Origin of the sequence: Streptomyces sp. 4N124 (assembly GCF_052245395.1) — a bacterium.
Taxonomy (GTDB): Bacteria; Actinomycetota; Actinomycetes; order Streptomycetales; family Streptomycetaceae; genus Streptomyces.
In genome coordinates, this window is record NZ_JBQQBS010000004.1 from 1 (window position 1) to 14,246 (window position 14,246).

At 70.7% G+C, this 14,246-nt stretch carries 13 protein-coding genes and 1 pseudogene; 5 read left to right on the plus strand and 9 right to left on the minus strand.

Going from position 1 to position 14,246, the window contains the following annotated elements; genetic code table 11:
* The coding region (locus ACTWQO_RS05160) for a cation-translocating P-type ATPase (protein ID WP_443236008.1) at positions 1-1,277 on the plus strand (1,277 nt) is incomplete at its 5' end.
* A gap of 295 nt (positions 1,278-1,572) precedes the next feature.
* Positions 1,573-2,526: pseudogene (locus tag ACTWQO_RS05165) on the plus strand (extracellular catalytic domain type 1 short-chain-length polyhydroxyalkanoate depolymerase); the annotation flags it as partial.
* A 321-nt stretch (positions 2,527-2,847) separates the two neighbouring features.
* Here the strand turns inward: ACTWQO_RS05165 and ACTWQO_RS05170 are convergent.
* Complete coding sequence (locus ACTWQO_RS05170) at positions 2,848-3,927, minus strand: NADH:flavin oxidoreductase/NADH oxidase (protein ID WP_443236009.1); 1,080 nt, start codon at positions 3,925-3,927, stop codon at positions 2,848-2,850.
* Between the two features lie 124 nt (positions 3,928-4,051).
* Between ACTWQO_RS05170 and ACTWQO_RS05175 the strand changes: the two genes are divergently transcribed.
* Positions 4,052-4,402 (plus strand): ArsR/SmtB family transcription factor, encoded by a 351-nt coding sequence (locus tag ACTWQO_RS05175; RefSeq protein WP_301977806.1) that lies wholly within the window; start codon positions 4,052-4,054, stop codon positions 4,400-4,402.
* Here the strand turns inward: ACTWQO_RS05175 and ACTWQO_RS05180 are convergent.
* Both ACTWQO_RS05180 and ACTWQO_RS05185 read right to left on the minus strand, forming a co-directional pair.
* A complete protein-coding gene (locus tag ACTWQO_RS05180) occupies positions 4,325-5,710 on the minus strand; it encodes a nucleobase:cation symporter-2 family protein (RefSeq protein WP_443236010.1) in 1,386 nt (461 codons plus the stop codon). The genes ACTWQO_RS05175 and ACTWQO_RS05180 overlap by 78 nt on opposite strands.
* A gap of 131 nt (positions 5,711-5,841) precedes the next feature.
* Entirely contained in the window at positions 5,842-7,185 is a 1,344-nt protein-coding gene (locus ACTWQO_RS05185) for an FAD-dependent oxidoreductase (RefSeq protein ID WP_443236011.1), read from the minus strand.
* Positions 7,186-7,386: 201 nt separating this feature from the next.
* Here ACTWQO_RS05185 and ACTWQO_RS05190 point away from each other — a divergent pair, with 201 nt between their 5' ends.
* Complete coding sequence (locus tag ACTWQO_RS05190) at positions 7,387-7,857, plus strand: DUF6214 family protein (RefSeq protein ID WP_443236230.1); 471 nt, start codon at positions 7,387-7,389, stop codon at positions 7,855-7,857.
* Between the two features lie 12 nt (positions 7,858-7,869).
* Here ACTWQO_RS05190 and ACTWQO_RS05195 read toward each other — a convergent pair whose 3' ends face one another.
* Complete coding sequence (locus tag ACTWQO_RS05195) at positions 7,870-8,511, minus strand: DUF305 domain-containing protein (RefSeq protein ID WP_443236012.1); 642 nt, start codon at positions 8,509-8,511, stop codon at positions 7,870-7,872.
* Positions 8,512-8,607: 96 nt separating this feature from the next.
* Here ACTWQO_RS05195 and ACTWQO_RS05200 point away from each other — a divergent pair, with 96 nt between their 5' ends.
* Positions 8,608-10,110 (plus strand): LVIVD repeat-containing protein, encoded by a 1,503-nt coding sequence (locus tag ACTWQO_RS05200; protein ID WP_443236013.1) that lies wholly within the window; start codon positions 8,608-8,610, stop codon positions 10,108-10,110.
* Here the strand turns inward: ACTWQO_RS05200 and ACTWQO_RS05205 are convergent.
* From ACTWQO_RS05205 to ACTWQO_RS05225, 5 genes are all read right to left on the minus strand, one after another.
* On the minus strand, positions 10,098-10,775 hold the full coding sequence (locus ACTWQO_RS05205; protein WP_443236014.1) for a TetR/AcrR family transcriptional regulator: 678 nt from the start codon (positions 10,773-10,775) through the stop codon (positions 10,098-10,100). The genes ACTWQO_RS05200 and ACTWQO_RS05205 overlap by 13 nt on opposite strands.
* A 145-nt stretch (positions 10,776-10,920) precedes the next feature.
* Positions 10,921-11,610 carry an HAD family hydrolase gene (locus ACTWQO_RS05210; protein ID WP_443236015.1) on the minus strand — a complete coding sequence of 230 codons (690 nt, stop codon included), beginning with the start codon at positions 11,608-11,610 and terminating at the stop codon, positions 10,921-10,923.
* A gap of 139 nt (positions 11,611-11,749) precedes the next feature.
* The gene (locus ACTWQO_RS05215; protein WP_443236016.1) at positions 11,750-12,421 is read right to left on the minus strand and encodes a phosphatase PAP2 family protein; all 672 of its coding nucleotides are present in this window, start codon (positions 12,419-12,421) and stop codon (positions 11,750-11,752) included.
* A gap of 107 nt (positions 12,422-12,528) precedes the next feature.
* On the minus strand, positions 12,529-13,464 hold the full coding sequence (locus tag ACTWQO_RS05220; protein WP_443236017.1) for a M56 family metallopeptidase: 936 nt from the start codon (positions 13,462-13,464) through the stop codon (positions 12,529-12,531).
* A gap of 86 nt (positions 13,465-13,550) precedes the next feature.
* Entirely contained in the window at positions 13,551-14,081 is a 531-nt protein-coding gene (locus ACTWQO_RS05225) for a DUF5134 domain-containing protein (protein WP_443236018.1), read from the minus strand.
* Positions 14,082-14,246 lie beyond the last annotated feature (165 nt).

Sequence of the window (14,246 nt, forward strand, 5' to 3'; positions counted from 1 at the left end):
CGGCCGACGGAACACGGGAGTTCGTGGTCAAAGGCGCCCCGGAGATCGTCCTGCCCGCCTGCCGCGACCTGCCCGAACACGCCTCCCGTACGGCGCAGTCGCTGGCCCGCGACGGACTGCGCGTCCTCGCGGTCGCGCGACGGCGCCTGCGCGACGACGAGAAGGACGCGGACGTCTGCGAAGAGCCCCTGTCGGAGCTGGAGTTCACCGGTCTGCTCGCGCTCGCCGACGTACCGCGCGAGACATCCACCGCCCTGGTCCACGGCCTGCGTGAGGCGGGCGTACGACCCGTCATGCTGACCGGCGACCATCCGCAGACGGCGCGGGCGATCGCCATCGAGCTGGGCTGGCCCGACGACACGGCCGTCGTCACCGGCGACGAACTGGCCGCCGCGGACCGCTCCGAGCGCGCCCGGATGCTGCGGGACGTGGACGTCGTGGCCCGCGTCGCGCCCGAGCAGAAGCTCCAGGTCGTCGAGGCCCTGATGGACGCGGGCCGGGTGGTCGGCATGGTCGGCGACGGCGCCAACGACGCGGCCGCCATCCGCGCCGCCGACATCGGCGTAGGCATCAGCGCCCGCGGCTCGGCCGCCGCCCGCAACGCCGCCGACCTGGTGCTCACCCACGACGACCTCACAGTGCTCGTCGAGGCCGTGGTCGAGGGCCGCGCCCTGTGGCACAGCGTTGCCGACGCGATCGCCATCCTGATCGGCGGCAACGCGGGTGAGGTCGGCTTCGGGATCCTGGGCACGCTGCTCGCCGGCGCCGCGCCGCTGTCCACCCGTCAGATGCTGCTGGTGAACCTGTTCACGGACCTGTTCCCGGCGATGGCGGTGGCGGTGACACCCCAGAAGGAGGGGGAGTCCGACGTCAGCGCGCCGCTGGGCAAGACCCTGCTCGGCACACCGCTGATGCGGCAGATCCGCCACCGGGCGCTGACGACCTGCCTGGGCGCGGTCGCGGCCTGGCTCATCGGCCGGTTCACGCCGGGGTCGGCCCGCCGGACCACGACGATGGCCCTGTGCGCGGTCGTCGGCACCCAGCTCGCCCAGACCCTGGCCGACCGCAGCGGCTCCCCGCTGGTCCGCGTCACCTCCTTCGGCTCCGCGGCCGCCCTCGTCCTGCTGGTACAGACCCCGGGCGTGAGCAACGCCCTCGGCTGCACACCGCTGGGCCCGGTCGCCTGGGCCGGCGTCGTGGCGGCCATCGCACTGGCGGTGACCGGACAGCGGGTGATGCCGGAGCTGGAGCGGGCGGTGGTACGGCTGAGCCGGTAAGCCTGGACGCATACGGGTGCGTCCCTTCGGGTGGCCGCGGCTGGTCATGTACGTGAATGACGTACGGGATGTAGAACGCCAAGCTGGGAATGCTGACTGATTTCGCCTGAGAGAGCTACCTGACGGTCAGTTTGCTGAACTGCACCCACGAGATCGGCGCTCCGCTCCACGCTTTGCGCACAACACATTCGGACACCCCTGCTCAGCGAGGGAACTGTCGAAGTCGCCGCACGGAAGCGCCCGCTTCCCTGCCGATCCCCCTGTCGACAGCCCCACGAGCCGCCATCACGAAGGGATGACCGTCTTGCCTGCCACTACCAAGCGCAGACCACTTCGCACCATGCTCGCCGCACTCTGCGGAATGCTCGCGGCAGCGCTCATCGCCGCACCCCCGGCCGACGCCCGCGTCGACGAGCCCACCGCGGCGCTCAACGAGGTCACCGGCTTCGGCGAGAACCCCAGCAACCTGCAGATGTACGTCTACGTTCCGGACAACGTGGCCGACAAGCCGGCCGTCGTGGTGGCCCCGCACTGGTGCGGGGGCTCCGGCCCGCTGATGCACTCCACCACCGAGTACGCCTCGCTCGCCGACCAGCATGGGTACATCGTCGTCTACCCGTCGGTCACCCGTGACACCAAGTGCTTCGACGTCGCCTCACCCGAGGCCCTGCGCCGAGGTGGCGGCAGCGACCCGGTGGGCATCAAGTCCATGGTCGACTGGGTGACCCGGATGTATGACGCCGATACGAGCCGGATCTTCGCCACCGGCATCTCCTCGGGCGGGATGATGACGAACGTCCTGCTGGCGGTCTACCCCGATGTGTTCAAGGCGGGCGCCTCCTTCGCCGGTGTGCCGTTCGGCTGCTTCGCCAACGCCGACGGCACCGGGTGGAACCATCCGTGCGCGAACGGCGACATCGACCGCACGCCGCAGGAGTGGGGCGACCTCGTGCGTGCCGCGTATCCCGGTTACGACGGACCCCGGCCGCGGATGCAGGTGTGGCACGGCACCGAGGACGACGTGCTGTGCTACCCCAACTTCAAGGAGCAGATCGAGCAGTGGACGAACGTGCTCGGTGTCGGTCAGGAGCCGGCTGCCACGGACTCGCCCCAGTCCACCTGGACCCGCACCCGCTACGGCGGTACCGGTGACCAGGCTCCCGTCGAAGGCATCAGCCTCCAGGGCGTCGGCCACCCCGACCTGTACGCCCCCGGTATGGCCGCTCGCGTGCTGACCTTCTTCGGCATCGCAAACAGCTGACCGAGCCCCAAGCCCGTACGACCGCGCCCACCAGCGCGGTCGTACGGGCTTAATAGGGCAGCAGACGACCCGAGGGTGTCCTCCGGTCGATCGTCGTCTCGCGCGGGCGGGTGGGGCGGCGGGTGGGGCGGATGCGGGTCTGGCGGTTCATGGCCCGCCTCCTCGTCTCTGATGCGTTTGTGATGCCACCACCCTCGCCGTCGGCCGAGTCCGGCACATCGTGCCCGGGTAGGCACCGCCCCTGACCTTGGCGGAGCAGTCCCCGGGGGTTGCCGTACTCCCCGGGGAGGAGGGAACCCTCAGGGCCGGTCAGACCGAGCGGTGATACTGGTCCGGTACGTGGACGTCCGCACCCAGCTCGCGCGCCGCGTGCCGCGCCCAGGACGGGTTCCGCAGCAGCTCACGGCCGAGCAGCACCGCGTCGGCCTCGTCGTTGGCGAGGATCTTCTCGGCCTGTTCGGCCTCGGTGATCAGGCCCACGGCGGCGACGGACAGGCTCGTCTCCGCCTTGACGCGGGCGGCGAACGGCACCTGGTAGCCGGGGCCGGTCGGGATGCGGACGCCGGAGGCGTTGCCGCCGGTGGAGACGTCGAGCAGGTCGATGCCGTGGGCCTGGAGGTCGGCGGCGAAACGGACGGTGTCGTCAGCGGTCCAGCCGCCGTCCTCCAGCCAGTCGGTCGCCGAGATGCGGAAGAACAGCGGCTTGTCGTCCGGCCACACGTCCCGCACGGCGTCGACGACCTCGAGGGCGAAACGGGTGCGGTTCTCGTACGAGCCGCCGTACGCGTCCGTGCGGTGGTTGGAGTGGGGCGAGAGGAACTCGTTGATCAGGTAGCCGTGGGCGCCGTGGATCTCGGCGACCTCGAAGCCGGCGGCGAGAGCGCGGCGTGCGGCGTCAGCGAACTGGCCGACGACCTCGTGAATCTGAGCCACCGTCAACTCGTCCGGCACCGGGTGCCGCTCGTCGAACGCGACCGGGCTCGGCGCCACCGGCTGCCAGCCGTACGTCTCCGGCCCCACCGGCGCCCCGCCCTTCCAGGGCTGGTCGGTCGACGCCTTGCGGCCGCCGTGCGCGAGCTGGATCCCGGGCACCGTGCCCTGCGACACCAGGAAGCGCGTGATCCGGCGGAACGCCTCGACCTGCGTGTCGTTCCAGATGCCCAGGTCGTACGGGGAGATCCGGCCCTCGGCGCTGACGGCGGTCGCCTCGACCAGGATCAGGCCCGTGCCGCCGGCCGCGCGCGCCGCGTAGTGGGCGAAGTGCCAGTCGTTCGGTGCCCCGGTGTCCGGGCCCTCCGGTGCGGCCGAGTACTGGCACATCGGGGCCATCCAGACCCGGTTCGGGACGGTCACATCGCGCAGGCGGAAAGGCTGGAAGAGGGCGCTCATGGCGAGCTGCTCCAATCGTCACGGGGTCGATGGACGACTCGTACGATAGGCATCGTAGTACGGGAAGTGTCAAACTACGAGACCCTTCGTACAATGGAATTCCGCCCGACGAACTGGAGCCGCCGTGACCACCGCCGCCACCACCAGCCGCGATCTTCCGCACCCGGCGCGCGACGAGATCCGGCTGGAGGGCATCCTGCATGCGCTCTCCGACCCGATGCGGTTGCAGATCGTGCGAGAGCTCGCCACCGACGGCGGCGAGCTCTCCTGTTCGCGCTTCGACCTGCCGGTCACCAAGTCCACGACCACGCACCACTTCCGGGTGCTGCGCGAGAGCGGCGTGATCCGGCAGATCTACCGGGGCACAGCAAAGATGAACGGCCTGCGCCGGGACGACCTAGACGGCCTCTTCCCGGGGCTTCTCGACACCCTTCTGGACGCCGCCGCCCGGCAGGCCGTCCGCCTCGGCGGCTGAACCGGCCCGTGCGGGAAGGTGGTTGAAGAGCAGGTTCAGCACGATCGCGGTGAGACAGCCCGCGCTGATGCCGCTGTTCATCACCGTCTGGAACCAGTCCGGGAACTTCTCGTAGATCGTCGGCACGCCGACCGGCAGCACGCCCATGGCGACCGAGACGGCCACCACCGTCAGGTTGTCGTTGCCCTTGAAGCCGACCTGGGCCAGCGTCCGCAGCCCGCTCGCCGCGACCGTCCCGAACATCACCAGACCCGCGCCGCCGAGCACCGGCGCCGGTATCGCCGCCACCACCGCGCCCAGCTTGGGCAGCAGGCCGAGCAGCACGAGCATGCCGCCCGCGGCCGCCACGACCCAGCGGCTGCGCACCCGCGTCATGCCGACGAGCCCGACGTTCTGTGCGTACGCCGTGTACGGGAACGTGTTGAAGACGCCACCGAGGACCGTGGAGAAGCCGTCGGCGCGCAGGCCGTCGGAGAGGGAGCGCGGCTCGACCTTGCGGTCCGTCATCTCGCCGACCGCGATCAGGTCACCGGTCGTCTCGGTCATCGTCACCAGCGCCACCACCAGCATCGAGATGATCGCCGACGCCTCGAAGGTGGGCGCGCCGAAGTGGAACGGCGTGCTGATGCCGACCCAGTCGGCGTCCCCGACCCCGCCGAAGTCCGTGAAGCCGAAGGGCACCGCGACCGCGAGGCCCACCACGATGCCGACCAGCACCGCGATCCGGCTCAGGAACACCGGCGCGAACCGCTGCACGGCCAGCACCACCAGCAGGACGAAACCGGCCAGCGCGAGGTTCTTCGGTTCCCCGAAGTCCGTCGAACCGGCGCCGCCCGCGGCCCAGTTGCCCGCCACCGGCAGCAGTGAGATGCCGATGATCAGGATCACCGTGCCGGTGACCAGCGGCGGGAAGAACCGCAGCAGTCTGCCGAAGACCGGCGCGAGCAGCATGATCGCCAGGCCCGCGACGATCACGGCGCCGTAGATCGCGGGCAGTCCGCCGCCCGTCGTGCCGATCAGCACCATCGGGGACACGGCCGCGAACGTACAGCCCTGCATGATCGGCAGTCGTACGCCGAAGCGCCAGAAGCCGATGCACTGGATGAGCGTGGCGATTCCGCATACCAGCAGGTCGGCGGTGATCAGATACGCCAGGTCCGCGGGCGACAGTTTCATGGCTCCGCCGACGATCAGGGGGACGGCCACGGCGCCGGCGTACATCGCGAGGACGTGTTGGAGGCCGAAGGCGAGGAGGTGGCGTTTGGGCGGGATCTGGTCGACGGGGTGTACGGGCGCAGTTTCGGTCATGGACGGGACCGTAGGCTCCTTGAACAGTTTGTTGATTTCGGGGGTGTTGCTGCGTCGTTGCTTGGTGCGGGTTGTGTGTGGCTGGTCGCGCCCACGCGGCGGAGCCGCATATTGATACAGCCCCGCACCCCTTACGGGGCGCTGTTGTGCGCGGCGTTCATCAGTGACTGCCAGTCGGGGAGCTTCACCACGCCCCTGCCGAGTGACGCACCCAGCTCCGCCTCTGCCCGCTCGATCGCCTGCCAACCCGTCCATTCCACCGGCTCGATCCCCTCGGCGCGCAGTGCCGTCAGCGGATCCTCGGGCAGATCCCTTTGTACGAGTACGTCGGCGTCCTCGATCAGGGATGTCACCGTCTCCTTGGCGTCCGGACGGTTCGTGCCGATGACGCCTGTGGGGCCTCGTTTGATCCAGCCCGCCACGTACTCGCCCGGCGCGACGAGGTCCTCGCGGAGTACGCGGCCGGCGAGATGGGGCACCGTGCCGGTCGTCGTGTCGAAGGGGAGGCCCTCCAGAGGGACGCCGCGATAGCCGACCGAACGCAGGACCAGCTGGGCCTCGATGTCCTCGTAGTGGCCGGTGCCCGTCACGCCGCCGTGGTCGTCGGGCCGTGTCCGCTCGAAGCGCACCGCGCCCACGCGGCCGGCTTCGGCGAGGAGTTCGACGGGGCGCAGGAAGAAGCGCAGCCGGATGTGGTGCTGGGCGTCCTTCGCCGGGGTCTCGGCCCAGCCGCGCAGCACCTCCACGTTGCGGCGGTTCGCCGCGGGCAGGCCGGAGGGGTCGGCGTAGGCCGGGTCCAGTGCCAACTCGGCCGGATCGACCCGCACTTCGGTGTCCGGGAGGGCGCCGAGTTCGCGGAGCTCCTTGGTGGTGAAGCGGGCCTGGGAAGGGCCGCGGCGGCCGACCATGCTGATCTCGGTCACCCGGCTCGCCGCCAGTGCGGTCAGGGCCGCCTGTGGCATGTCGGTGGGGCTCAGCTCGGCCTGGCCGCGGGCCAGCATCCGGGTGACGTCCACGGCCACGTTGCCGACGCCGATGACCACCGCGGAGCGTGCGCCGAGCACGAAGCCGTCGGCGGTGGCGTCCGGGTGGGCGCTGTACCAGGAGACGAACTGGGTGGCCGACCAGCTGCCGGGCAGATCCTCGCCGGGGATGCCCAGATGCCGGTCGGTCGCGGCGCCCACGCAGTACACCACCGCGTGGTACAGCTCGCGCAGCCTCGCGGCCGGCACTCCGCCGGGGCCCACCTCGACGCCACCGAGGAACCGCACCCGCTCGTCCTCCAGGACCGCCCGGAGGTTGTTCTGCAGCGACTTGATCTTCTCGTGGTCCGGTGCCACCCCGTAGCGCACCAGGCCGTACGGGCACGGCAGCCGGTCCAGGACGTCCACGAGCACGTCGGAGTGGAGCTGGACGAGGCTCTGGGCGGTGTAGACCCCGCTCGGCCCGGAGCCGACGACGGCGACACGAAGCACGGCGGAACTCCTTACCCCGAAGGACCGTCGGAGATCGCTGACACTTCCAGCATCGCACCGCGGATGCTCCGCTGACAGGGTGCTGACCGGAGGACGGGCGTGCGTGTCCTTTCGTATGGAATGTGATCATGCGGTTTCGTTGCGTGTGTGCTCGAAGCATCCTTTCTTGATCTTTCTGATCGTTGTCCGATGGACGGTGCGGTGTCCGTGTGGCCCGCGTGGGAAGTGCGGGAAGACGGAGCCGACGGGGACGACGCCGGCGTGACGTCCTGGTGGGGCGTTCGGCTGGCGTTCCCGGACGGTGCGCAGGTCGACCTGCTCGCCGTGGTGTCCGGCGTCGGGGTCCGTATCGAGGACGTGCGGGCCCAGCCGGCCTTGTCCCTCGATGATCTGGCGGTGCTCGCCGAGTGGATCGAGGGCCCGCTGTCCGAGGTGTGCGGGGTGGAGCCGGCCGGTGGGCCGGGGGCTTCACGGCATGCCCGGCCTGCCTGGCCGCGTGGCATCGCCGGGCAGTGGCTGGTGGCCCGGGAGTACCGCGCGGCACAGGAGTTGGGCGTCGATCCCGTGCTCGCGGTGATGAGCGCGACCGGGCACGGCCGGCGCAGGTCGCTCAGTCTGATCGCCCAGGCCCGCGACGCCGGATTCCTGACGGCACGTCACGCACGCCGCTGAGGCGCGTCCGGCTCACGGCAGGTCCCGCATCCGGTTGATCTCGCTGGTCTGCTGGGCGACCGTGTCGTCCGCCATCTCCTCGATCTGTACGTTGTTGCCCTGCGCCTTCACCTCGGTGGCCATGGTGACCGCCCCTTCGTGATGGGTGATCATGAGGGTGATGAAGAGCTGGTCGAACGCTTTCCCCTTGGCCTTGCGCAAGTTGCTGAGCTGACCCTCGGTCGCCATCCCGGGCATCGAGGCGTGGTCGTGTCCGCCGCCCGTCTCCTTCTGGCCGTGTGTCTTCAGCCAGCCCTTCATGCCCTCGATCTCCGGCTTCTGCGCGGCCGCGATCCGCTCCGCCAGCTTCTTGATCTTCGTCGACTCCGCGCGGTCCGGGGCGAGTTCGGTCATCTCCAGGGCCTGGGAGTGGTGCTCGATCATCATGCGGGCGAACGACACGTCCGCGGCGTTGGGGGAGTCGTCGTCGGCGCGCTGCTCTGCGGCGTCCTCGGCGGACATCGTGTGGTTCGCCTCGCCGGGCTTGCCCGGAACGATCACCGAGGGGCCGCTCTCCGGGGCGGAGTCGGCGTCGGATCCGGAGTCGCAACTTCCCAGCGCCAGAACGGCGATGACGGCCAGGGCAGCCGTAAACGATCGATTGAAAAGCTTCATTACATGTCTGTGTCCCTCTGTTGGTATGAGCATGCACAAGACAATACTTCGACGTGCATGAACCGTTCTCACGCGAACGGAACAAGGGAGGAAACAGTGATCCTGTTGAACGATCCCCGAACGCGGCACAGACGCCTGGGAGTCGGCGCTGTCGCCGTCGGGCTGCTGGCCGCGCTGCTCACGGGCGGTCCGGCGGCCGCGACCCCCGACCCGGGGGACGGCCCGGCGGCGCAGAAGGAGGTCTCCAAGAGCACCCAGGCCGAGGTGAGACGGTCCCTCGAGAGTGGCGAGATACCCGGCCAGGACGAGATCGTCCACTCCGCCAACATCCAGCACGTGGCGAACGTCCCCAAGGACGTGCTGCCCGGCCTCAATTCGGACCTCGCCTTCCAGGGCCGCTACGCCTTCGCCGGCAACTACGACGGCTTCCGGATCTTCGACATCAGCAACCCGAAGGCCCCGAAGACGGTCTCCCAGGTGCTGTGTCCCGGCTCGCAGAACGACATCTCGGTCTCCGGCGACCTGCTCTTCCTGTCCACCGACTCCTCGCGCAGCGACAGCAGTTGCAGCAGCACCACGCAGCCCGCGACCGAGAAGTCCTCGTGGGAGGGCATGAAGGTCTTCGACATCAGCGACAAGGCCAACCCGAGGTACGTCGCCGCCGTGGAGACCGCCTGCGGCTCGCACACCCACACGCTGGTGCCCGAGCGCCGGAACGTCTACATCTACGTCTCCTCGTACTCGCCGAACGCCACCTACCCCGACTGCCAGCCACCGCACGACGGCATCACGGTCATCAAGGTCCCGCGCAAGGCCCCCGAGAAGGCCGCCATGGTGGGCTTCCCGGTCCTCTTCCCCGGTGAGGGACCCGACGGCGGCGGCAACCCGGGCGCGCCCACCAACCCCGGCGTCTCGAAGACCACCGGCTGCCACGACATCACCGTGCTGCCCTCGGAGGACCTCGCCGCGGGCGCCTGCATGGGCGACGGCATCCTGTTCTCCATCGCGGACCCGGAGCACCCGAAGGTCATCGACCGGGTCCAGGACAACGTCAACTTCGCGTTCTGGCACTCGGCGACCTTCAACCAGAGGGCCAACAAGGTCATCTTCACCGACGAGCTGGGCGGCGGCGGAGCGGCCACCTGCAACGAGGAGATCGGCCCGAACCGCGGTGCCGACGGCATCTACGACCTCGTGGGCAAGGGCGACAAGCGCAAGCTGGTCTTCCGCAGCTACTTCAAGATCGACCGCCACCAGGCGGACACCGAGGTCTGCGTGGCCCACAACGGCTCGCTGATCCCGGTCAAGGGCAGGGACCTCATGGTCCAGGCCTGGTACCAGGGCGGCGTCTCCGTCTGGGACTTCACCAACTCCGCCAAGCCGAAGGAGATCGCCTACTTCGAGCGCGGCCCGCTGACCACGGACAGGGTCACGACGGCCGGTTCCTGGTCGGCGTACTACTACAACGGCTACATCTACTCGAACGACATCGCCAAGGGACTCGACGTCCTCAAGATCAACGACCGGCGTACCGACCCGGCCAAGTGGGTGCGGATGAGCGAGCTCAACGTGCAGACCCAGCCGGACTACTTCGACTGATCTGCGGGCCGCTCGCCGGTCGCGAAGAACCGTGACAGATCCGTGTCACCCGTCCCGCCGGACGCCACCTCGGTGTCCGGCGGGACGCCCAGCGCCCAGTCCAGCCGGTAGCGCTGGAACAGCTCGGCCCGCAGCACCGGCAGGGGCATCGGAGCACCGGGCACCAGCGCCGCGTAGACCGCGCCCATCAGCAGGGCGCGCAGCATCGGGTAGTCGGCGTCGACATCCTGTGAGCCGTTGCGGGCGACGGTGTCCCGCAGCAGCTCGGCCAGCCGCCGCTGCTCCGGGCACGGCATGAATCCCTCGGCCTGCAGCAGCCCGGCCATGTGCTGGCGCATCAGCACGGGCCGGTCCCGGGCCAGGCCCAGGATCGCGTCGATCGCCCGCGCCATCCGCTCCCGGCCGTCCTCGGTACGCGGCTCGCGCTCCAGCGCCTCCTCCAGCGTGCGGTTCATCAGCCGGTGCACCGCGGACTGCACGAGCTGGCGTTTGCCGGGGAAGTAGTACGACACCAGGCCGCGCGCCGAGCCCGCTCTGTCCGCGATGTCGCCCAGCGTCGTCGCCTCGAACCCGTGCTCACCGACCAGCTCGACCGCCGCCTGCAGAAGCCGCTCCCGGGAACGCCGCCGCAACTCTTCATTGACCGAGGCGCTGCGCGGGGACATGCTGTAACTCCTGCGTTGACTGGCTGGCAGCCAACTATACTCAGGCGCGTCCGGACCTGCCCCTTTCCGCGGGCTGGTCCGGTGCTGCCGTCCTCCTCGGGCGACGCGGGGGATCGTCCGAGGAGGCGGCCACGTCCGGGCCGGCTCAGCCCACCAGGTCCAGCACCGGCCGCAGGCCGTCGGGCCGCAGTGCCACCGGCAGATGGTCCACGAAGTGCACCCCGCAGCCCAGCGCGGCCGCGCCGCCGTCCGCACGGCGGTTGTCACCGACCATGAGCGCGTCCCCCGGTGCGACGCCGAGCTTCGCGCAGGCGGTCGCGAACAGCCGCGGGTCCGGCTTCCTGATGCCGTGCTCGTACGACAGCACGTATACGTCGATGTACGGGTCGAGGCCGTGCTCGCGGAACACCGGGCGCAGATCCCAGCCGATGTTGCTCACCACGCCGACCGGGATTCCGCGCTCACGCAGGGTGTGCAGGACCTCCGCGGCATCGGGGTACGGCGCCCACGCGGCGGGCAGCATATGGCGTTCGTACAGCGCGTCGTGCAACCCCGGGTCGGGCAGCGGCACCTGCCGGGAGAGCCCGGTGTACGCCGCCCGGTGCAGCTCCGAGCTCTGGTCCCGGACGTCCCACACCTCGGCGACCTCCGTGGGCAGCCGCTGAGGATCGGCCCCGCCGGGCAGCGCCCCCGCCGTCTCCAGCGCCTGCGCCGTCTCGGTCAACTCCGGCTCCGGCAACTCGATCCCGGCCTCGGTGAGCGCACCCCGCAGCCAGGACTCGGTGGACTCGACACGGAAGAGGGTCCCGGAGAAATCGAACAGCACGGCAGTCATGGGGTGATCCTACGAGAGCGCTGCGCTGGCTGTGCCGAGTTGGGTCGTCGGGCGTCTGCGGGCTCGTTGTGGCTGGTCGCGCAGTTCCCCGCGCCCCTATGGGGCGCTGCCGAACCGGAGTGGGCTTGGCCCGACCTGCTCAGACGATCCACCGCCGGTGCGCCAGCGCCGCCAGTGCCACCAGCGTCGCGCCCAGGAGCCAGCCGCCGACTACGTCCGTGGTCCAGTGCACGCCGAGCCATACGCGGGTCAGGCCGACGCCGACCACGGAGATCACTGCCACCGCCACCGCTGTACGCCACAGGACGCGGCCGACGCCGTAGTAGTGGAGGAGCCACAGCAGGACGCCGCAGACCACCGCGGCGGTCATGGCGTGGCCGGAGGGGAACGCGGCGTAGTGGGCCGAGTCGACGGGGTCGGGCCAGACCGGGCGGGCCCGGCCGACCGCCGCCTTCAGGGACTGCTGTACCAGGGTGCCCAGGGCCACGGTGGCCGCCAGCCACAGAGCCGTCCGCCAGGCCTTGCGTCTCCACATCAGCCACACCACGACGGCCGCGCACAGGATGCGCATCGTCCACGGGTCCCACACCCAGTCCGTGAGGATCCGGCACGCCTGTGTGACCCCGGGGCCGTCGACCGCCCAGCGGTGGGTGGTCCGGGAGATGTCGCCGTCGAGCGTGATCAGGGGTCTCCACTCCGCCGCGACCAGGATGAGCAGCAGCAGGGAGGACGCCGCCAGGGCGGCGGCGGAGCGCAGGGCGCCGCGCTCGCCGGGCGGGCGGGGCGGGGAGTCGACGGGCGAGGTGTGCATGCTGTGATCCTCGCCGAATGGCGGGGCGTGAGGCGAATTCCTGGGCTCCGAGGGGGCCGGTGTCGCCGACGGACGGGATTCCAGTCTCCTGATCCTTCCTACCGGCCCTAGCCCAGCGTCCGTAGCGCCGGTACGAACGCCACCAGCACCGGCACCACCGGCACCAGCGCGGCGGCCGCGGTGAGCCGCAGCCGCCGGGCCGCCGAAAGCCGGTCCGGGGGAGTGAGCAGCCGGTTCACGCGCTGCGGCACATGGGTGTGCGGGGTGGACCCGTGGCCGAACACGCCCCGGTCCTCGTTGAGTTCCACCAGGGCCAGGGCGGTGGTCAGGCGGCCGAAGCGCCGGGAGGCCGTGTCGTCGGCGGCGAGTTCGACCAACCGGTGCATCTCGTCACGGAACGCGGCGAACACCGGCACCTGCGGAAACCCGCCCGCCAGCGCGGCGGAGCAGTGCAGCAGCCAGTCGTGCCGCGCCTGCGCATGCCCTTCCTCATGGGCCAGTACGGCGTCCAGCTGCCGGCCCTTCAGTCGGCGCAACGCGGCGGTGCTGACGACCAGTTGGGGCCGCGCCCCCGGCAACCACCAGGCGTCGGGCCGCTCGCCCTCCAGGACGACCAGCCGGTGATGTTCGGGCCCCTCGCCGGGCAACCGTGGGGCGCGGACGAGGAGTTCGGCCCGCCGCTGACGTCGCCGTGCGCGTGCCCGTGCGACCTCGCGGACCAGCATCGCCGCGCTCCACACCCCGCCCAGCGCGAGCGCCACCGCGGTCGTGGCGGCCCAGGGGCCGGTGGGACCGAAGGCGTAGGCCTCCACGACGGCGTGCGGCGCGGGCGCGAACACATGGCCCCGGACCGCCTGCCAGGCCGCCGCCGCGCTGAGCGTCATCGACAGCGCACAGCACAGGAGCACGGCCGCCACCACGCACTGCCACACCCACAGGGCGACCACCGGTTCACGGTCCGGCCAGTCGGCCCGGGCGATCAGCCGAGGGGCGACCACGGCGGTCAGGGCGCCGAGCAGCAACAGTGCCGCGGGGACCATCATGGGAGCACCCTATGAGCGGCGGAACGCTCAGGGGTACGGCTTGCTACGCCGAAGTGACGCAGACCACGGCCGTATGCGGCCAGTACTCACAGCGCCAGCAGCATCGCGACCATCCCGATCCCCATCGACAGCCGGCACGCCCGCGCCAGCTCCGGCCGGTCGCCCCACCCCACGCTCCCGCCACCGGCGCCGACGGGCACCAGCCGGGCACCGGACAGCAGCACGTACGCCACGAAGTACGCCAGCAGCGCCGCCGTGACGAGCGGGACCCCGGAATCGCCGTGCCGTCCCGGCGAGGCGGCCATCGCCAGCGCCATGTAGACCATGGCCGAGGCGCCGACCAGGTGGTGCAGATGGTGAGCGTGCGTCCGTGCCGCCCACAGCGCGTGCAGCGCGGCCACGCCGAACACGGCCGCGTACACGGGCCAGGCCCACGAAGGCGGCGTGAACACCGCGGCCGGTACGGCCATCGCGGCCATGCCGAAGCCCATCAGCGCCTCACCGCCCGCGGCACGGCGCTGCTCCTCGACGCTGCTGCGCATCCGCAGCAGGCAGTAGGCGCCGGTCGCCGCGCACAGCATGACCAGCAGCCAGCCGGACGAAGCCGTTCCGTGCACACGCACCTCCGCGGTCGACGGTCGCGGCCACTCGGTCAGGAGATGCCCGGGGCAGGCGGCGCGCATACGAGCGCAAGGGTGTACGCGGGGGCATCTCGGTGGAGCACGCAGAGCATCAGCTCTCGTCCCCCGCGCGGTAGACCCCGAACACCGCCCCCTGCGCCG